Below are 19,902 nucleotides of genomic sequence, written 5' to 3' on the forward strand. Positions count from 1 at the left end.
TATGTATAGTTTTGAATAGAAGGAAAAAATGTTAACGATTGGCAGACGATATTTACAAGCATGGCCGGTTTTTTTGGCTTTGCTTTTTCTGGTGATTCAGGTGATAACCAATCTGGCGCTCCCGACGATCACAGCAGCGCTCATCAATCAAGGCATTGGAAAGCACGATTTGCCCTACATTTGGCAAAAAGGTGCAGTGATGCTTGTGGTGGCACTATTGAGTTGGTTGTCAGCACTGATCAATGTTTATTATGCTTCAAAGCAATCTCAATTGCTTGGGCGAAAATTGCGCCAAGATGTGTTTAAAAAAATCATGTTCATGGATAATGCTGCGTTTCACGAATTTGGGGATTCTACGCTTATCACGCGGACAACAAACGACGTGACTCAGCTGCAAAATGTGTTTCAAACGATGCTGCGCATGATGCTGATGGCGCCAATGATGTTGATTGGATCCATTGTGATGGCGTTTCAATTGAGTCACGATTTAATGCTTGTTTTTGCGGTCAGCTTACCACTTTTGACGCTTGCGGTGGTCACTAATATGATGATTGCGATGCCACGTTTTCGTGCCATGCAAGGGTTAGTAGATAAGATTAATTTAGTTTTTCAACAAGGATTAACGGGAGTGCGCGTGATTCGTGCGTTCAATCGAGATGATTTTGAAGTTGAAAAATTTGATCAAGCCAATCGAGATTTGACACACACCACGCGTGTGGTATTGACTACTGTTGCGATGCTGATGCCAATCATGACGGTGATTTTATCTTTTAGTAATGTTGCTATCGTTTGGTTTGGAGCAGAGTTGATTGGAAAAAATGCGATGCCGATGGGAAATTTGGTTGCTTTTTTGACGTATGCAACCCAAATTTTGATGAGTTTTATGCAGTTATCAGCCGTTGCAGTCATGGTTCCACGGGCACAAGTGTCTGCGATGCGCGTGCGCGAAGTTTTAGAGCGTAAAGATGTGGTGTTGGACCCAAAAATTGAAACAAAACCGCTTTCGTCTTCGCAAGAAGGACACGTGACATTGACCTTTGATCAAGTGGCGTTTAAATTTGACGAAGCAAAGCGTGAGGCACTCTCAGACTTGTCTTTTGAGGTGAAATCAGGTCAAACTCTTGCAATTATTGGGGGGACAGGATCAGGAAAATCGACGCTCATCAGTTTGATTGCGCGATTGATGGATGTGACTCATGGGGGAATTTTCTTATCTGGGACAGATATTCGTCAGCTTTCACAGCATACCCTTCATCAGGACGTATCAATGACGCAGCAAAAAGCAGTGCTATTTTCAGGAACGGTCCGTTCAAATTTGTATTTTGGTAAACCAGATGCTTCGGATGAGGAAATGTGGGAGGCACTTTCGTTGGCACAAGCAGATGATTTTGTTCGTGAACAAGGTGGTTTAGCGCTTGAAGTTGAGCAAAATGGGGCTAATTTTTCGGGGGGACAGCGTCAGCGTTTAGCGATTGCACGGACGTTAATCAAACCCGCCAAGCTCTATCTTTTTGATGATAGTTTTTCAGCACTTGATTTTGCGACGGATGCAAAACTTCGTCATGCCATAAATACATCAAACCGGCATCAAGAAGCCATCAAAATCATTGTTGCACAGCGCATTGCAACTGTCATGTCCGCAGATCAGATCTTGGTGCTTGAAAATGGACGCTGCGTTGGTTATGGCACGCATCAAATGCTAGCAAAAACTTGTCCACAGTATCAAGAAATCATGCGCTCACAGCTCTCTGATCAAGATTTGGAAAAGATGGGTGTGGCACACGCTGAATTTTCTAAAGGAGGACCAAGCTTATGATGAGAAATGGTGGAAATTATCTCAATCGCGGGGGAAATGCAGCACGATGGGGGAAAAAAGCCTCGCGTGCTCAAAATTTTTGGCCGACAATTATCCGACTTTTTAAATACATGCGACGCGATCTTTGGGGAGTCATTATTTCCATGCTGATTGCAGCGCTTTCTGTGATTTTATCCGTTCAAGCACCAAAAATCCTTGGAAATGCGACAACAGTGGTGTTTAATGGTGTTGTCAGCGCTGACAGAAATCAGACAGCAGTGCACATTGACATGACTAAAGTCGCCTCAATTCTTACAGTGGTGATGGTGATTTATCTGATCAGTTTTATTTCTGGCGTGATTCAACAAAGTATTATGACACGAATTTCACAGCGCACGGTTTTTGCACTTCGTCGTGAATTTAAAGATAAAATGAGAAAATTACCGATTGCTTATTATGACACGCATCATAATGGAGATATCATGAGTCGGATGATTAATGATATGGATAATATTTCAGGCACACTCAATCAAACATTGATTCAACTTGTGACGTCGGTGTTGCAGTTTGTTGGGACGATTTATTTTATGCTGACAATCAGCTGGCAGCTTGCACTTGTGGCATTTGTGACGGTACCGCTAGCATTTGTGACAGTGCGCATTGTTGCTCCACTTTCACAACGTTTTTTTGCGGCACAACAAAGACATCTCGGACTTTTAAATAATCAAGTCGAGGAAAACTATGCTGGGCACACGATTATCAAAACATTTAACCATGAAGATGAGATGATGATTCGGTTTGAAAAACAAAACGAGGCTTTTTATCAAGCGGCGTGGAAAGCACAAGTGGTGTCAACATTGATTTATCCGACGATGCGATTTATTAACAATCTGGATTATCTTGCGATGGCTGTGATTGGTGGAATAAAGGTGGTTTCAGGGACAATCAATTTAGGGGATGTCCAAGCAATGCTGCAATACACGAATCAATTTTCTCAGCCCATTACAAATATTTCAAACATGCTCAATACAATTCAAGCGACAGTGGCTTCTTGTGAGCGGATTTTTGAAGTGTTGGATGAAAAAGAAATGGAAAATCTGCCAGTAGCACCTTCTGTCAGTACTGACAGCTTGGTTTATTTTGATCAAGTGGATTTTAGTTATGATGAAAAGCATCCGTTGATGGTTAATTTTTCGATGCACGTCAAAGCAGGTGAAATGGTTGCGATTGTTGGTCCAACAGGTGCTGGAAAAACAACACTCATCAATCTTTTAGAGCGATTTTATGATCCCACGGCAGGTGTGATTTATCTTAAAGGCCAAGATATTAAAGGAGAATCGCGTGAGGTTTTGCGTCAGCGCATGGCGATGGTACTGCAAGAAACATGGCTTTTTAGTGGATCGATTTTGGATAATCTGCGCTATGGAAAATTGGATGCAAGTGATGAAGAAGTCATCGCAGCCTCAAAAATGGCCTATGCAGATGAATTTATTCAAACGCTTGCGCAAGGATATGAGACTGTTTTGAATGAGGAAGCATCGAATATTTCACAAGGACAACGGCAATTATTAACGATTGCGCGTGCATTTCTTTCAAATCCGGAAATTTTGATTTTGGATGAGGCGACCAGTTCTGTGGATACGAGAACAGAGCGCTTGATTCAAAGTGCAATGCATCGCCTCCTTTACGGACGGACGAGTTTTGTTGTGGCACATCGGCTCTCCACGATTCGAGAGGCCAATCAAATTATCGTCATGGATCATGGCAATATTGTTGAAAAAGGAAATCATGAAAGTCTGCTCAAAAAAGACGGCATGTACGCGGCACTTTATCATTCACAGTTTGAGCAATAAAAATCTGTCAGTACTGACAGATTTTTATTTCACTAAATGTACGTGAGCTGCTGTATTTCTTTGCTACCAGAGCGCTTCGCTGTGGAATCACAAAAGGGACAAAAGTTTTTTCACGCGTCTTTGGATTTGAGAAGCACTCACGACGACATGAATGTCAAAAAGAATCATAAAATATAAATGAAAAATCACTTTTTTTCGAAATAAAGCGACCTATGATATAATGAAGGTAAATCAGATCATACAAAGGAGGCAGCATGTTTCATCGAAATAAAAATAAAGGCATTCATTTAAAAACGAAAGAAAACCACGAACGTCAAGAACAAAACGATCATTTTGACACATTTTTTTCTGAGGTAACAGATAGAATGCCTCAAAAATCAGCACAGCTTTTGAAAAATTCTTTTGGAACCTTGAAAGTCCAAGCTGAAAAACAACTTGCGACAATCGCAACCCAATTTGATCATTCTTTTGATCCGCTTCTTGAAAATGTGGATGAAAAGCAGCGAAAAAAATGTCATGAGGTCATTCATTCTGCCACTTTGATGGCTGCCATTGTCACGCTTTCTCCGATTCCATTGACAGATTCTGCGATGTTAGTGCCGATTCAAGTCGTGATGATGGGACGGCTCCATAAACTTTTTGGTGCCAGTTGGACAGAAGGCATGGCGTGGAGTATTGCAAAAGAAACATTTTTACTGACGTTCATTCGAGAAATCCCAGGAAATTTAATGAAATTCATCCCCTTTTTTGGAACGGCAGCAGGAAGTATTGCAAACGTTACAGTATCTGTTCTAACGACAGAAGCACTCGGCTGGATCACAGTCAATATGCTTAACAAAGGCGAAGATGTTTTAGGCAATGGAAAAAAAGTCAGTGCCCAAGTCAAAACAGCCCTTTCCATGATCAAACTCACAAAAAAATAACCCTGTCAGTACTGACAGAGTTATTTTGAGATAGAAAATCGTCACATTTTAAATGCTGTCAGTACTGACAGCATCTTTTTAATGAAATCCATGTTCAAGCGTCTCAATCACTGCTAAAATTTGTTCATCAGTGACGAGTTTTTCACGTCCATTCATGATGGTCTCATAAACAGCATCATAAACCCGCGCATAATCACCAGTAACCGATGGGATTCGCTTTTCAATCCGATCACCGTTTCCATTATAATACGTCACTGTTCCAAAATCATCTGGTGTATCACATCCAAAGCCTTCAGTGCCAGGCATGATGCCAACTTTCAAATCATTTTCTTGCTGATCTACAGTAGCTTTCACAAATGTACCGCGTGTGCCATACACAATCCATTTGGGATGAGGAAGTGCTGCAACTTCAGTAGCCGCAACCGTTGCACGTAATTTTGGATACATGAGATTTACATTAAAATAATCATCAACAGCATCTTCTTGACGCACTGAACGAATGTCATACGAAACAGAACTTGGTTTTCCAAACAAGGAAATCATCTGATCCACTAAATGAACCCCATGACCGTACCATGCCCCATCAAATGGCTGACCAGACGTTGCATCATTTGCTCTGAAATGATCCATATTTACCGTAATATCAATCAAATCACCAAGATAACCTGCTTCAATTACCTTTTTTACGGTCAAAAAATCACTATCAAATCGCCGATTTTGAAAAGGCATAAAGAACAGCCCTTTTTCATTGGCAAGGTCAATCAATGTTTTTGCTTCCTGCGCCGTCTCAACTAACGGTTTGTCACAAAGCACATTTTTCCCTCCCATCAAAAGCTGTTTGACCGTGTCATAATGAGCAAAAGCAGGCGTAACGACAACCACAAGATCAATTGAATCATCAGTGATAATATCAGATAGTGCTGTTGAAAATACTGTTCCTGTCGCCTCAAGCGCCGCTTGCTCTTTCGGACGTTTCCCCAAGCTTCTATTGACGACCCTTTTGATTTTCATGTGATCCCGTGTTTTCACATAAGGAATATGATAACGATTGGTTGATTTCCCAAATCCAACATAAGCAATATTCATTTCTTTCATATTATTTCCCTTTTCATTTAAAACTCAAAGCCCCTGATTTTATAAAGCATCATCAAGTGCTTATCTTTTTTTTTGCGCCATTTTTTTTCTCAATTCAGCAATTTTAGCCTGCGTGGCATTTTTTGTATTGATTCCTTTTCCACCATCGGTAGAATTTTTTTCATGAAATTTTTGTTCGATTTGTTGCCCTTTCGGGTCAAGTTGATATTTTCCCATTTCTTACTTTCTTTTCATCAAATACTCATTTTAACAGGGTATGAGACACGTGATAGACTGATGTGTGGAAGATTAGATAACTTTTCTCTCATAAGGATCTGTTGAAATGCCTTCATTCAAAATCTTGTTCGCCCATTCTTTTGCACCAAAAACACTATGATTGCGATAATTGCCACACTCTTTTTCTGCAACACCAGGCACTTGGTCCCATCCAAACTGATCAGACGCAATTTCTTCAAGAGAAGACTTGATTACCTTTGCAATGGTTTCAGGAGAATGTTCTCCCCACATGATCATGTGAAATCCTGTTTGACAACCAAAAGGTGAAAAATCAATCATTCCATCAATCCGATCCCGAATCAAACTTGCCATACTGTGTTCAATCGTATGTAGTGCGGCCATCCCAATCACATTTGCATTGGGTTGTACAAACCGCACATCAAAATTCGTAATGACATCGCCATGCGGTCCTTTTTCTGCCCCAATCAAACGCACATAAGGCGCTAAAACTTTCGTGTGATCCAATTGAAATGATTCTACTTCTGCCATAATTTTTTCTCCATTCTTTTGTTTCATTATACTTCATAAATTCAATAATATCAAAGATTTTAAGCGTTTTTTAATAAATAGTATATCCCTAAAAATGAAGTAAAAAAAATAGATTTTATCACCAAAACTAATGATCAGATCTCAAAAGAAAAGTCATCCTTTAAAAACCATCGTGTTTAAATTGTGGTATAATAAAGGATATATTCATGAAGAGATCACACAAAATTGATCTCAAAATAGCACATGACATTGAATGGAGATAAAAAGTAAAATGAAAATCATTATGGCCAGTGATCATGCTGGTGTTGCGTTGAAAGCAGAAATTAAAGTCTTGTTAGAAAACATGGGACACGAAGTGGAGGATATGGGACCATTTGATACCACAGCAGTTGATTTGTCAGATTTTGTTTATCCAGCAGCTTTAAAAGTAAGTCAAGAAAATGTTCGAGGGATTTTTGTGGATGGTGTTGGCTACGGTTCAGCCTTGATTGCCAATCGAATTTACGGGATTGATGCAGTCGTTTGCCAAGACTCATTTTGTGCAAAATTAGCAAGACAACATACAGACAGTAATGTTTTGTGCTTAGGAGGCAAAATTATCGGTTCAGCACTTGCACTCGATATCGTAGAAACATGGATGACCACAGATTTTCTTGCAGAAGAAAAATACATCCGCCGCGTCGAAAAAGTAAAAGCCATCTCAGAAAAACATTTAGTAAAATTTGATTAATTAAATAAAATAAAAACACTAAAAATAACGCGAATCAGTGATTCGTGTTGTTTTTTATCCTCAAATGCGTATTCCATTGAATTAACAAGAAAAAAGGAGTATAATTATTACAATTGTGAAAAAATAAAGGAGTTTTATGAAAAAGATCATTTCGTTCTCAGTTTTAGCATTGACGCTGCTTGGTGCAAATGTCGTGGGACACGCAGACACTAATCAATCAATCAATCAATCAATCAATCAATCAATCAATCATCTAGTGGACTAGTCTCTTCTAGTCTTTCGAGTGCGCAACCCACAGACACTAAAAATTCCAGTGCGACGAGTTCTCAAAAGAGTACAACTCAAGTCCCTTCCTCGTCCTCCCAAAATCAAAGCACACCTTCCACATCGACTACTGCGCTCAAAGATGCATCAACGCTGGTCGTAAAAAACGTGAAGATTAATGTAGGAGACTCGTTTTCAAACGTACAAGCTTTTGTTTCTGCGACAGATCAAAATGGCGCAGCTTTAGCACTGAGTCATCTGCACGTTTCTGGGACAGTAGATCCGACAAAAGCAGGAAGCTATACGCTTACTTTCACAAACGAAAAACTTGTGAAAACAGCGCTTGTGACCGTGAGTGATCCGACAGCAGTCCCTGATGTTGAATACAGCACTCAAATCCAAAACATTGGTTGGGATTCCGTATCAAAAAATGGTGCACTTTCAGGAACGAGTGGAAAAAGTTTGCGAATGGAAGCCATCAAAATTAATCTCAGTCACCTTCCAGATGGCTTAACAGGTGGGATTTCATACAGTACTTATGTTCAAAATATCGGCTGGCAATCGGAGGTTTCAGATGGAGCAATCAGTGGAACTGTCGGTAAAAGTTTACGCGTAGAAGCCATCAAAATTCGGTTGACAGGAACGCTTGCGAGTACTTATTCGATTTATTATCGGACTTATGCTCAAAATATTGGCTGGATGAATTGGACGAGTGATGGGGCAATCTCAGGAACAAGTGGGATGAGTTTGAGAGTAGAAGCACTTGAAATCCAGCTGGTCAAAAAAGGAAATAAAGCACCAGCATCGCCGGATTCTAGCACTTTTTCAAATTTATTTCTTCCAACCATTGCTTATCAAAGTCATATCCAAAACATTGGCTGGCAGTCTGAAGTGAAAAATGGTGCCATCTCAGGTACGGTAGGAAAAGCATTGCGATTAGAGGCACTTCGTGTTTCTGTAGCGAATCTGCCAACAGGGGTTTCAGGGGGCATTACTTATCAAGCTCACGTCCAAAACATCGGCTGGCAATCTCCTGTACAAAATGGACAATTGGCAGGAACAGAGGGCAAAAGTCTTCGCGTTGAAGCACTTAATATCAAACTCACAGGCGATCTCAATAAATATTTTGATGTGTGGTATCAATCCCAAGTTCAAGGCTATGGCTGGCTTGGATGGACAGCAGACGGGAAAAATTCAGGAACAACAGCATTAGGATTGAGGATGGAATCCGTAAAAATCGTCCTCGTCCCTAAAGGTCAAGCAGCACCTGGATCGACAAAGACAAGCTTTATTGCTAAACCCTCAGGCTGGGAATCCGTGAATGGCACGTTAAAATATTATGATGCTGGATCAAAAAAATATACAAAACAATTTTCACTCGTTTATTATAGTCAGTTGGATCCACGATGGTCTGGAAAATACTATGGAGGATATACTTTTAGAGAATCAGGATGTGGTCAAGCGTCGATTGCAATGATTATTTCGGGCTTTGGGACATCTGTGACTCCACCTACTGTAGCAAATTACACTTATTCAAAAGGATTATTTAATGATGGCTCAGCTGGCTCTGATGAGTCATCACTCACGACAGCAGCAAAGAAATGGGGATTGTCCTATAAGGTAATGGGCTCTTCAAGTCAACTCGCAAGTTATCTCCAAAAAGGTTATCCTGCGACGGTGTGTATAGATTTAGGTTATGGAGAAAGACATATTGTAGCATTGACGGGCTATAGTAATGGCTACACTACAGTACATGATCCTTGGAACAATTTACTTTTTAGTGGAAAACACACGGTGAGTGAAGTTTGGAGCAGACTTTCTTGGTTGCAAGGAAACAAAGATATGGGCGCTTCAGCAGCTGTTGTCTATTATAAGTAAATCCTAGCGCTTTAATAAAACGAACAAAAGGATAAAGTAACATAAAAAATTGTGAAAAATGAATTTTATGTTACAATTAAGTTATAAAAATAAAACAAAGAAAGACTCAAGTGACTTAAAATAGAATTTCTTTTTGAGATCAACTATTTTAAAGTGCTTTACTAAAAAGGTAATGAAATGAAAAAGAACATCCTTTTATCTGCAAGTCTCATCATTATATTGAGTGCAATGTTTCCCCTTAGTACCAACGCAGATAGCACAACAACAAATTCGAGTCCTCAAATTAGTGTGAGTACGCCATCCAGTAGTAGCACAGCATCAAACAGTACAACTGTCAATTCGTCCACTACGAATGCGACGACAACGCAGACAAGTTCTTCAACAAAAACTAATCCTTCAAATTCAAATTCAAACACAATCCCTAGCACCACTGAAAAGCCTGATCCTTCTTCCAATGTGAATGATCAAGCCCCTCAAGTTTCTTACAGTGCTCAAGTTCAAAGCATAGGATGGCAATCTCCTGTAACTGATGGTGCGCTCTCTGGTACAATGGGAAAAGCCTTGCGCTTAGAAGCAGTAAAACTTGCGCTTCATTTAGATCACACAGGATTAACAGGTGGGATTTCATACAGTGCAGCAGGTCAATATTATGATTGGCAAAGTCCAGTAAGTGATAATGCTGAAGCAGGGACGACAAACAAAGCGTTGCGCTTAGAAGCATTACGCATCAATTTGACGGGTGAAATTGCACAAACTTATAGTGTTTGTTATCGTGTTTATGTTCAAAATTATGGTTGGATGGCATGGACTAAAGATGGTGAAAATGCTGGGAGTATCGGGCAATCTCTTCGTATAGAAGCCTTAGAAGTGCAGTTGGTAAAAAAAGGAACACAAGTCCCATCTCCTCAAGGACTTTCTTATCTCTATAGTCCAACGCTCTCTTATCAAGTGCAAGGACAAAATTATGGGTGGCAAGCCATAAAAATGAATGGCGCACTTGCGGGAACTGTTGGACGTGGACTTCGCGCAGAAGCAGTAAAAATCCAGCTTAGTAATCTTCCGTACGGTCTTAGCGGCGGCGTGAGTTATCAAGTGCAAGGACAAAATTATGGGTGGCAGGCGACAAAGACGAATGGCGCACTTGCGGGGACTGTTGGACGCGGCCTTCGTTTAGAAACGCTAAAAGTCAGCCTTACTGGAGATGTTGCCAAATATTTCAATATTTATTATCAAACGCAAGTTCAAAATTTTGGTTGGCTCAATTGGGCAAATAATGGGGGAAATTCAGGTACAGTAGGACTTTCCTATCGTTTAGAGGCAATGAAAATGCAGCTTGTTCCTAAAGCGGCAACTCAACCAAACACAAATGGAAAACGAGCGTATTATTATCACGAAGGGGGAAGCTGGGTACTTCCTTACGGAACATGGAATATTCAAGGGCAAAACTATAATGTCGCTTCAAATGGGAGTGTCAGTAAAGTCATCCCAAATCCAATGCGTCCGATGACAGGGGATTATTGGAATTATCCATCGCAACTTACTGCATATCCAAATCTTAATCAGTATCGCAATGTTAATATTGAAATCAGTAAAGCAAAACAAAGAGTTTATATCAAGTCTGGAAATACTGTAGTGTACACGATGTATTGTAGCACAGCAAATCCTTCTTTGGGGACGACACCTTCTGGAAATTATGCAGTACAAGCAGAACATGGCGCTAATCTTTATGAAGACGGGTATGCGATTGCAAAAACTTACACGTCATGGCTCTATCATGGTATTTACCTGTTTCACTCTGTCGTCTTCAATCCAAATGGTACAGTTAATGTAGCGCAAGCTGCTCAACTTGGAAAAACACCTCAAAGTCATGGGTGCGTTCGATTGAGTATTCCTGATGCACGATGGATTTATAATACAATTCCAGTAGGTACGCCAGTGCATGTGGCTTGAGTTGTCCATGGTATTTGTTTTTCAAATAAATACAAAACAGAAGTGATATTTTTATCGAGAAGTCGGATAAAGTGATAAAATGATAGTATAACGTTTTCATAGCGCTTGCCTCACGCTTGCGCCCATCTAAAAAGGAGATTAGACCATGACTTTAACTGACACTTATACGCTCAACAACGGACTTACGATTCCAAAGATTGGCTTTGGGACTTGGCAATCAAAAGATGGAGATGAAGCTTATCAAGCAGTGAAAACAGCGCTTGAAGCGGGGTATCGCCACATTGATACTGCCGCTGCTTATCACAATGAAGCTTCTGTGGGTCAAGCGATTGCTGATTCTGGAATTGCACGCGAACAATTATTTGTTACGACAAAACTTTGGGGCGTTGGAACGACCGAAGATGCGACAAAAGCACTAGACGAATCGCTTGAGAAACTTGGCTTGGATGCTGTCGATCTTTATTTGATTCATTGGCCAAATCCAAAAGCGTTTCGTCCCAATTATGAAGCACGAAATGCAGCGGTTTGGAAGGCAATGGAAGCTGCTGTAAAGGCTGGAAAAGCACGTTCGATTGGTGTTTCTAATTTTCATAAACGTCATTTAGATAAATTACTGAAAACAGCTGAGATTGTTCCTGCGGTAAATCAAATCATGGTCAATCCAAGCGATCAACAACGAGAGATTGTCTCTTATAATGTGAAACATAATATTTTGACAGAAGCATACAGCCCTCTTGGAACAGGAAAGATTTTTTCAATTGAAGCGTTACAGACGATCGCAAATCAATACAATAAAACTGTTGCACAAGTTGTGTTGCGCTGGTCGCTTCACAAAGGATACCTTCCACTTCCTAAATCAGTCACGCCAGAGAGGATTCGGGAGAATGCTGATATTTTCGATTTTAATTTGAGCGTTGAAGATATTGCGTTTATTGATGGATTACGTGGAAAAGCTGGCTATGCTAAAGATCCAGATGAAGTTGATTTTTAAAAAAATGAGAAAAGCTGTGCGGTTGACATGGCTTTTTTTACATCAATAAAGAGAACATGTTATAATAAATACAACACGAAAAGGAGATAAAAAATGAAAAAAATACTTGTTGTGATTGATTTTCAAAATGATTTTATTGATGGGACGTTAGGGACGCCTGAAGCACAAGCAATCGTAGAAAATGTGGTTCAAAAAATTCAATCTTATCCAAAAAATGAACGCTTTGCAACATTGGATACACACTTTTCTGATTATCTTTCGACACAAGAAGGAAAGTGGCTTTCTGTGCTGCATTGTCAAAAAGGAACATACGGTTGGGAGATGAGAAAAGAGGCACAATTGGGGTTTGAGCGGTGTTTTGAAAAGCACACTTTTGGTTCTGTTGCTCTGGCTCAGTTTGTCAAAGATGCGCAAGTGGATGAAGTTGAGTTGGTGGGAATTTGCACGGATATTTGCGTTGTTTCAAATGCGTTATTGATCAAGGCTTTCGCCCCAGAAGTGAAGCTAATTGTTGATGCTGCTTGCTGTGCTGGTGTATCAAAAGAAAAGCATGATGCTGCGCTTGAAACCATGAAATCATGTCAGATTCAAGTCATCAATGAATAAAAAATTTCTGTCAGTACTGACAGAAATAATCATGAAGAAATTAGGAAATCATGAGAAATCGAAAGAAGGATTTCTCGCACTTTGGGCTACATTTTCTTAAAATCAGCTTTTTTCCAAAAAAGATGAGAGCACCCAGCGCATATTTCGCTAGGTTTGTCTGCAGTTCTATTTCTGTCAGTACTGACAGAAATAAAAACCACTCGTGCACTTTTAACGGCAGCGGTGGTTTTTTGATGTCTCATTTTATTGTACTCTGAGATATTGTCCAACAAGGATGAGATCGCTCGAGAGGTGATTCCAAGCTTTGATTTGTTGGATACTGACGTGATTTTCTTGTGAGAGTTTCCAGAGAGAATCACCAGAAACGACTTTATAGATTTTTGTTTGGGCCGTTTGGGTAGGTGCTTGTGAGTCCTGTTGGTTTGGTGCTTTGGTTTGATTGGTTGTTTTTGAGACGACAAGTTTTTGCCCGATGAGAATTAAATCACTTTTTAGATTATTCCAAGTTTTGATTTGAGTGACGCTGGTATGATATTTTTGAGCTAATCCAGACAAGGTATTTCCTTTGACAACGGTGATTATCGTTGCTTGTTGTTGTGGCACTGATGGCTGTGGGACAGGAGTTTTAGGAGGTTGTACTTGTGGTGTTTCAGGAGTTGTAGGAGTGAGTTGAGTTGTCAAAACAAGTTTTTGGTTGACATAAATCATGTCTGAATTCAAGTGGTTCCAGTTTTTGATTTGTGCAATTGAAACGCCATAGTTTTGTGAAATCGCCCAAAGTGTATCTCCAGAGCGGACGGTGTAAGTTGTCGTTGTTTGTTGCGATGAGGGCGGTGTAGGTAAAGGTTGAGATGAAAAATCATCGTAGCGTGTGAGGTGATATTGCGCGATGAGTTGATTGAGTGAGCGCGCATAGAGTGGTGAGGTCGCATAGGTTCCTGTGAGTGCTGCTGTGGCTTGCTCGTAAGTTGAAGCGAAGGTGCGCCAAGCTTTTTGATAAAAAGGTCCTGCTCCAAAATTCGTCGTTTTTAAGACGCGCGCATTGTCTTTTAAGCTTTCGAGATGGGAGGGATAAACGCGAAAAGGCATTACTTTTGTGACAAATTTTCCACCAATAAATTCTTGAGTCGAAAAAGAAACGCTATGACCTTGATAGCTTCCTTGGATGCCAAAAAGATTGTAATAAGGCGCTTTTGAGAGTCCACTTTGTCCCCAATCACTCTCTAGGATGACCTGTGCGATCATGACAGAAGGATAAAGTCCATTACTGTCAGCAACGGGTTTTGCAACAGCAGCGATATTTTCGATAAACGTTTCTTGTGTGTTTGTTGCTGCTGCGACTTTTGGGGCTTGAAAATCAAATAAGATTTCTGCGCTTGTCGTTAAGGCGCCAGCTAAAAGAACAGTACTTGCTACTTTTGTGGTGGGTCTATGGAACGTTTTCACTTTTGGTTTTAAATGCGGATTTTTTTTCTTGATTCGGGATTGTGGCATTACTGTTCTTTTCCTTTCGAAAACTGGTTAATTCATATTTTTATTTTAACACAGTGAAAAGAAATTATTAATGTCTATTGTTTGTTATTTTAGTTATTATTGTAATAATTTATAGTGCTTTTGAAATATCTAAAAGAATCGGTTGATTTTTTACTGAAATTTGTTATAATAGAGGGACTCAAGGGAGTAGCGGGAAGCAAAAAGCTTCTTATAATATCGTCAATACAGCGTAAGCTCGGTATTATATTAAACAGCGAGACTTGTGGCCAATGTGCTACACGTCTCTTTTTTTAGCATGATTGCCGATTATCTTATTTATTGGAGGAAATTTTTTTGGTAGAAGAACACAAAAAGATTCAAGACACAACAGCGTTTGAGCAATTGTCATTTTCAGAAACGATGGATGAGCTGGACAGTACAAAAGAAGGATTGAGCACAGAACAAGTCACCAAACGTCAGCTCGAAGATGGTCCTAACGAATTGTCCGCTGGAAAGAAAAAATCATTGTTCGTCAAATTTTTAGAACAATTTAAGGATTTGATGATCATTATTTTAATTGTTGCCGCAATTTTGTCCGTCGTGACAAGTGGGGGACATGATCTTTCGGATGCGCTCATTATCATGTCCGTCGTGATTATCAATGCGATTTTTGGCGTGTATCAAGAAGGAAAGGCTGAAGCTGCTATTGAGGCGCTTCGAGATATGAGTTCACCTGCGGCACGTGTAAAGCGCGATGGACATGTCCTTGAAATTGATAGTAAAGGTCTGGTTCGTGGAGATATTGTCTTACTTGAGGCAGGAGATGTAGTGCCCGCAGATTTGCGACTTTTGGAGTCGGTCAGTCTAAAAATTGAGGAAGCGGCGCTAACAGGGGAGTCTGTTCCAGTTGAAAAAGATGCAAATGCTGCTGTCAGTGCTGACAGCGGGATTGGAGATCGGATCAATATGGCTTATCAAAACGCAAATGTCACTTACGGCCGTGGACTTGGAATTGTGACTGCCATAGGGATGTCAACAGAGGTCGGAAAAATTGCGCAAATGATTGAGTCTGCTGATGAGACTGAAACTCCGCTTAAACGCAATCTTAATCGGCTTTCCAAAGTCTTGACATGGGCGATTCTTGCCATTGCAGTGGTCACATTTATTGTTCATATTTTGCGCTTGGATGTCCTCAACCAAGAAAATGTGTTGGAAGGATTGATGGTTTCTGTTGCGCTCGCAGTTGCGGCGATTCCAGAAGGACTTCCTGCGATTGTGACCATTGTCCTTGCTTTAGGAACACAGGTGCTTGCCAAACGAAATTCTATTGTGCGTAAGCTTCCTGCCGTTGAAACATTGGGCTCCACACAGATTATTGCCTCAGATAAAACAGGCACATTGACCATGAATCAAATGACCGTCGAAAAAGTACTTAGTAACGGTCAAAGCTTCTCAGCTAAAGATCAAATGCCAAAAGAAGATATGACGCTTCGCGTGATGAATTTTGCAAACGATACAAAAATTTCACAAGAAGGGGATTTGATTGGGGACCCAACAGAAACGGCATTGGTCAAATTTGGTCAAGATCAAGGATTTGAACTTCTGTCAGTACTGACAGAAAATCCGCGCGTTGCAGAATTACCTTTTGACAGTGACAGAAAGCTCATGTCAACCATTCACAAACTCGAAAATGGGAATTATTTTGTCGCTGTCAAAGGCGCACCAGATCAGCTTTTAAAGCGCGTGACAAAAAAAATAGTCGCTGACGAGATCAGTCCACTGACCCAAGACGATCAAAAACAGATCTTATCAGAGAATCACAAGTTGGCACAAGAAGCGCTGCGTGTTTTGATGATGGCTTATAAGTATGTCGATGCGATTCCGTCAGTACTGACAAGCGAAAATTTGGAAAATGATTTGATTTTTGCTGGTCTTGTTGGGATGATCGATCCAGAGCGACCTGAAGCTTACGAAGCTGTTCGAGTGGCAAAAGAAGCTGGAATTCGTCCAATCATGATCACTGGTGATCACCAAGATACCGCTCAAGCAATTGCTAAACGTCTTGGGATTATTGATGAAAAAGAGAGTGAACGTCACGTGTTGACAGGAGCACAACTTAACGAAATGTCCGATGAGGAGTTCCAAAACAAAGTGGATCAGTACTCGGTTTATGCACGCGTTTCTCCAGAACACAAAGTACGTATCGTCAAGGCTTGGCAAAATAAAGACAAAGTCGTTGCAATGACAGGGGACGGAGTTAATGATGCACCAGCCCTCAAAACTGCTGATATCGGTATTGGTATGGGGATCACAGGAACAGAAGTCTCAAAAGGAGCCTCTGATATGGTGCTTGCAGATGATAATTTTGCAACCATTATCGTCGCGATTGAAGAAGGAAGAAAAGTTTTTGCCAACATTCAAAAAACGATTCAATACTTGCTCTCAGCAAATACAGCAGAAGTGTTGACGATTTTTATAGCAACATTAGCGGGATGGGATGTGATGTTACCAGTACAGCTGCTTTGGATTAATCTAGTAACAGATACTTTTCCTGCGATTGCGCTTGGTGTTGAGCCAAATGAGCCAGGCAGTATGCAAGAAAAACCACGAGGTAAAAAAGCAAGTTTCTTTAGTAATGGTGTGCTTTCATCTACGATTTATCAAGGCATCATACAAGCTGCACTAACGCTAGGCATTTACGGATTAGCACTTGCTTTTCCAGTTCATGCAGACAATTCTCAAATGATGCACCAAGATGCGTTGACCATGTCTTTTGCAACACTTGGATTAATTCAACTTTTCCACGCGTTCAATGTTAAATCCATTCATCAATCCATTTTTAAAGTTGGAGCATTCAAATCTAAAACATTTAATCTCTCAATCCTCCTTTCTTTTGTTCTCCTTGCTGCAGTCATCATGATTCCGGGATTAAATCGCATTTTCCATGTTTCTCATCTGGATTTGTACCAATGGATTATGGTGCTCATCGCCTCAGTTTCTGTCGTGATCATTGTAGAAATCGTCAAATTCATTCAACAACAACTGAAAAAATAATAATAAATTTTTGTGACAGTCAACCGCTCGAGTTATCGTGCGGTTTTTTTGTTCTTTCTTCTTTCTTTTTTTGTTTCTATTTTACAAACGTTACAAAAACTATATATTGTGTCTTTTTAAATAAAAAATAAAAAAATGCACAAGATATAGTGTACAAATCTAAAAAAATTTGATAAAATAAGAGAACGATGACATCAAAAATTGAAGTGATGCACCACACTGGAGGAGAAGCAAAATGAAACTATGGACAGCAAATTTGGATTTGGATGAAAGAATCATGAACGTCATTAAAAGAGATGGACGTTCGGTTCGATTTGACGAAGATAAAATTTTCCAAGCGCTCAAAAAAGCCTCCGACCAGATCAACAGCTGGGATGAAGCACAAAAGGATCGGATCGAATCAGTGACAGACCGCGTCATTTCAGAAATTTTTAATCGATTTCACGAAAATGTAAAAATTTATGAAATTCAAAATATCGTGGAGCACGAATTGTTAGAAGCTGGCGAAATGGAGCTGGCACAAGCCTATGTTCGTTATCGAACCATGCGTGATTTTGATCGTAAAAAAGCCACAGATATCAATTTTACAATCGAAAAACTCATTAATCGTGATCGTACGGTTGTCAATGAAAATGCCAATAAGGACAGCAATGTTTTTAACACGCAGCGAGATTTGACTGCAGGCGCTGTATCAAAAGCCATCGGATTAAAGATTCTTCCGCCACACGTTGCCAATGCTCATCAAAAAGGAGAAATTCATTATCATGATCTCGATTATTCTCCTTTTACGACCATGTCAAATTGTTGTTTGATTGATTTCAAAAATATGTTTGAAAATGGCTTCAAATTGGGAAATGCTCAAGTTGATAGTCCAAAATCCATCCAAACTGCGACCGCACAAGCCAGCCAAATTATCGCAAATGTCGCAAGTAGCCAATATGGCGGGTGTTCGTTTGACCGTGCCGATGAAGTGCTTGCTCCTTATGCTAAGAAAAACTATGAAAAGCACCTTAAAGACGCACAAAAGTGGATTGATGGGGATGAAAAACGCCATCTTTACGCTCAAGAAAAAACCAGAAAAGACATCTATGATGCGATGCAATCCCTTGAATATGAGATTAATACTCTTTTCACCTCAAACGGACAAACACCATTCGTTACGGTTGGTTTTGGACTTGGTACAGATTGGTATGCGCGTGAAATCCAAAAAGCTATCTTGAACGTCCGCATCAAAGGACTTGGAAAAGAACACCGCACGGCGATTTTTCCAAAACTCATCTTTACTTTAAAACGCGGACTCAATCTCGAAGTCGGTACGCCAAATTATGACATCAAAACTCTCGCGCTTGAATGTTCCACAAAGCGCATGTATCCTGATATTTTGAGCTATGATAAGATTGTTGAACTTACGGGATCCTTTAAAGCCAGCATGGGTTGTCGCAGTTTTTTGCAAGGCTGGAAAGACGAAAACGGCAACGATGTTACAGCGGGACGCAATAATCTTGGTGTTGTAACGGTCAATCTTCCTCGTATTGCGCTTGAAGCGGCAGGGGACAAGGAAAAATTTTGGGAAATTTTTAATGAGCGCATTGCAATCGCTAAAGATGCCCTTGTTTTTCGTGTAGCGCGCACAAAAGAAGCACAACCTAAAAATGCACCGATTCTCTTTATGAATGGTGCACTTGGACGGTTATCAGAAGATCAAGCTGTTGATGAACTTTATAAAAATGGCCGTGCGACAGTTTCTTTGGGCTATATCGGGCTTTATGAGGTTGCAACGACCTTCTATGGACCAATCTGGGAAAAAAATCCTGAAGCCAAAGCATTTACGCTTGATATTGTCAAAAAAATGCACGAAGATTGCGAGATGTGGAGTGATGAGTATGGCTATCATTTCAGTGTTTACAGCACGCCATCTGAGAGTTTGACGGATCGCTTTTGCCGGATGGACAAGGAAAAATTTGGCTCGATTCCTGACATTACTGAAAAAGATTACTACACCAATAGTTTTCACTACGACATTCGCAAAAATCCGACCCCTTTTGAAAAACTTGATTTTGAAAAAGACTATCCTGTCTATGCCAATGGTGGCTTTATCCACTATTGTGAATATCCGATGATTCAGCAAAATCCAAAAGCGCTCGAAGCCGTCTGGGATTATGCGTATGATCGGATTGGATATTTGGGGACGAATGCGCCGATTGATCATTGCTATGCCTGTGGTTTTGAAGGAGATTTTGCTCCAACTGAACGCGGATTTAAATGTCCACAATGTGGCAATACAGATCCAAAAACGTGTGATGTTGTTAAACGGACCTGTGGTTATCTTGGAAATCCACAAGCACGTCCGATGGTGCATGGGCGTCACTCTGAAATTACGAGTCGCGTAAAACACATGAATGGCTCAGTGGGAAGCCTAAATAACGGAACAATACTTGATTCTGAAACGATTGATGAGGCGAAATCTAAGTATTTTGTAGAAAAATAAGACGTAAAGCTCATCGACAGTGCCAAGCAAAAGTGTA

The 19,902-nt window shown here is 40.3% G+C and carries 15 protein-coding genes; 11 read left to right on the forward strand and 4 right to left on the reverse strand.

What is annotated here, in order from left to right; translation table 11 throughout:
* Positions 1–28: 28 nt before the first annotated feature.
* The 3 genes from GHI93_RS06245 to GHI93_RS06255 all read left to right on the forward strand — a co-directional run bounded on the left by GHI93_RS06245 (position 29) and on the right by GHI93_RS06255 (position 4,571).
* Complete coding sequence (locus GHI93_RS06245; protein WP_153496206.1) at positions 29–1,816, forward strand: ABC transporter ATP-binding protein; 1,788 nt, start codon at positions 29–31, stop codon at positions 1,814–1,816.
* Positions 1,813–3,648, forward strand: a complete 1,836-nt coding sequence (locus GHI93_RS06250; protein ID WP_153496207.1) for an ABC transporter ATP-binding protein — start codon at positions 1,813–1,815, stop codon at positions 3,646–3,648. The genes GHI93_RS06245 and GHI93_RS06250 overlap by 4 nt, the downstream gene beginning before the upstream one ends.
* 254 nt (positions 3,649–3,902) lie before the next feature.
* Positions 3,903–4,571: a DUF697 domain-containing protein gene (locus tag GHI93_RS06255; protein WP_153496208.1), complete on the forward strand. Its 669-nt coding sequence runs from the start codon at positions 3,903–3,905 to the stop codon at positions 4,569–4,571.
* A 78-nt stretch (positions 4,572–4,649) separates the two neighbouring features.
* Here the strand turns inward: GHI93_RS06255 and GHI93_RS06260 are convergent, their stop codons facing one another.
* The 3 genes from GHI93_RS06260 to GHI93_RS06265 all read right to left on the reverse strand — a co-directional run bounded on the left by GHI93_RS06260 (position 4,650) and on the right by GHI93_RS06265 (position 6,431).
* Positions 4,650–5,666, reverse strand: coding sequence for a Gfo/Idh/MocA family oxidoreductase (locus GHI93_RS06260; RefSeq protein WP_153496209.1), 1,017 nt, complete (start codon positions 5,664–5,666; stop codon positions 4,650–4,652).
* A gap of 60 nt (positions 5,667–5,726) precedes the next feature.
* On the reverse strand, positions 5,727–5,882 hold the full coding sequence (locus GHI93_RS12830; protein ID WP_170272405.1) for a hypothetical protein: 156 nt from the start codon (positions 5,880–5,882) through the stop codon (positions 5,727–5,729).
* Between the two features lie 72 nt (positions 5,883–5,954).
* Positions 5,955–6,431, reverse strand: a complete 477-nt coding sequence (locus tag GHI93_RS06265) for an S-ribosylhomocysteine lyase (protein ID WP_153496210.1) — start codon at positions 6,429–6,431, stop codon at positions 5,955–5,957.
* Between the two features lie 271 nt (positions 6,432–6,702).
* On the opposite strand from GHI93_RS06265, the gene GHI93_RS06270 reads away from it, so the two are divergent.
* From GHI93_RS06270 to GHI93_RS06290, 6 genes are all read left to right on the forward strand, one after another.
* Positions 6,703–7,161 carry an RpiB/LacA/LacB family sugar-phosphate isomerase gene (locus GHI93_RS06270; protein WP_153496211.1) on the forward strand — a complete coding sequence of 153 codons (459 nt, stop codon included), beginning with the start codon at positions 6,703–6,705 and terminating at the stop codon, positions 7,159–7,161.
* Positions 7,162–7,297: 136 nt separating this feature from the next.
* Entirely contained in the window at positions 7,298–7,426 is a 129-nt protein-coding gene (locus GHI93_RS13170) for a hypothetical protein (RefSeq protein ID WP_281347480.1), read from the forward strand.
* A gap of 167 nt (positions 7,427–7,593) precedes the next feature.
* Complete coding sequence (locus tag GHI93_RS06275; RefSeq protein ID WP_153496212.1) at positions 7,594–9,303, forward strand: C39 family peptidase; 1,710 nt, start codon at positions 7,594–7,596, stop codon at positions 9,301–9,303.
* A 177-nt stretch (positions 9,304–9,480) separates the two neighbouring features.
* Complete coding sequence (locus GHI93_RS06280; RefSeq protein ID WP_153496213.1) at positions 9,481–11,253, forward strand: L,D-transpeptidase family protein; 1,773 nt, start codon at positions 9,481–9,483, stop codon at positions 11,251–11,253.
* A gap of 145 nt (positions 11,254–11,398) precedes the next feature.
* On the forward strand, positions 11,399–12,244 hold the full coding sequence (locus tag GHI93_RS06285) for an aldo/keto reductase (protein ID WP_153496214.1): 846 nt from the start codon (positions 11,399–11,401) through the stop codon (positions 12,242–12,244).
* Between the two features lie 93 nt (positions 12,245–12,337).
* Positions 12,338–12,850 carry a cysteine hydrolase family protein gene (locus GHI93_RS06290; RefSeq protein ID WP_153496215.1) on the forward strand — a complete coding sequence of 171 codons (513 nt, stop codon included), beginning with the start codon at positions 12,338–12,340 and terminating at the stop codon, positions 12,848–12,850.
* A gap of 243 nt (positions 12,851–13,093) precedes the next feature.
* Here GHI93_RS06290 and GHI93_RS06295 read toward each other — a convergent pair whose 3' ends face one another.
* On the reverse strand, positions 13,094–14,344 hold the full coding sequence (locus GHI93_RS06295) for a LysM peptidoglycan-binding domain-containing protein (RefSeq protein ID WP_153496216.1): 1,251 nt from the start codon (positions 14,342–14,344) through the stop codon (positions 13,094–13,096).
* Between the two features lie 333 nt (positions 14,345–14,677).
* On the opposite strand from GHI93_RS06295, the gene GHI93_RS06300 reads away from it, so the two are divergent.
* Both GHI93_RS06300 and nrdD read left to right on the forward strand, forming a co-directional pair.
* Positions 14,678–17,377 (forward strand): cation-translocating P-type ATPase, encoded by a 2,700-nt coding sequence (locus tag GHI93_RS06300; protein WP_415579447.1) that lies wholly within the window; start codon positions 14,678–14,680, stop codon positions 17,375–17,377.
* Between the two features lie 235 nt (positions 17,378–17,612).
* Positions 17,613–19,865, forward strand: coding sequence for an anaerobic ribonucleoside-triphosphate reductase (gene nrdD / locus GHI93_RS06305; protein ID WP_153496217.1), 2,253 nt, complete (start codon positions 17,613–17,615; stop codon positions 19,863–19,865).
* The last annotated feature ends 37 nt before the right edge of the window (positions 19,866–19,902 follow it).

This window comes from Lactococcus hircilactis (genome assembly GCF_009601015.1).
Taxonomy (GTDB): Bacteria; Bacillota; Bacilli; order Lactobacillales; family Streptococcaceae; genus Lactococcus; species Lactococcus hircilactis.

Coding starts and splice junctions, on each gene's coding strand:
- GHI93_RS06250 (WP_153496207.1), top strand. CDS start 1,813: ATGATGAGAAATGGTGGAAATTATCTCAATCGCGGGGGAAATGCAGCA.
- GHI93_RS12830 (WP_170272405.1), bottom strand. CDS start 5,882: ATGGGAAAATATCAACTTGACCCGAAAGGGCAACAAATCGAACAAAAA.
- GHI93_RS06265 (WP_153496210.1), bottom strand. CDS start 6,431: ATGGCAGAAGTAGAATCATTTCAATTGGATCACACGAAAGTTTTAGCG.
- GHI93_RS06285 (WP_153496214.1), top strand. CDS start 11,399: ATGACTTTAACTGACACTTATACGCTCAACAACGGACTTACGATTCCA.
- GHI93_RS06245 (WP_153496206.1), top strand. CDS start 29: ATGTTAACGATTGGCAGACGATATTTACAAGCATGGCCGGTTTTTTTG.
- GHI93_RS13170 (WP_281347480.1), top strand. CDS start 7,298: ATGAAAAAGATCATTTCGTTCTCAGTTTTAGCATTGACGCTGCTTGGT.
- GHI93_RS06295 (WP_153496216.1), bottom strand. CDS start 14,344: ATGCCACAATCCCGAATCAAGAAAAAAAATCCGCATTTAAAACCAAAA.
- GHI93_RS06290 (WP_153496215.1), top strand. CDS start 12,338: ATGAAAAAAATACTTGTTGTGATTGATTTTCAAAATGATTTTATTGAT.
- GHI93_RS06280 (WP_153496213.1), top strand. CDS start 9,481: ATGAAAAAGAACATCCTTTTATCTGCAAGTCTCATCATTATATTGAGT.
- GHI93_RS06270 (WP_153496211.1), top strand. CDS start 6,703: ATGAAAATCATTATGGCCAGTGATCATGCTGGTGTTGCGTTGAAAGCA.
- GHI93_RS06255 (WP_153496208.1), top strand. CDS start 3,903: ATGTTTCATCGAAATAAAAATAAAGGCATTCATTTAAAAACGAAAGAA.
- nrdD (WP_153496217.1), top strand. CDS start 17,613: ATGAAACTATGGACAGCAAATTTGGATTTGGATGAAAGAATCATGAAC.
- GHI93_RS06260 (WP_153496209.1), bottom strand. CDS start 5,666: ATGAAAGAAATGAATATTGCTTATGTTGGATTTGGGAAATCAACCAAT.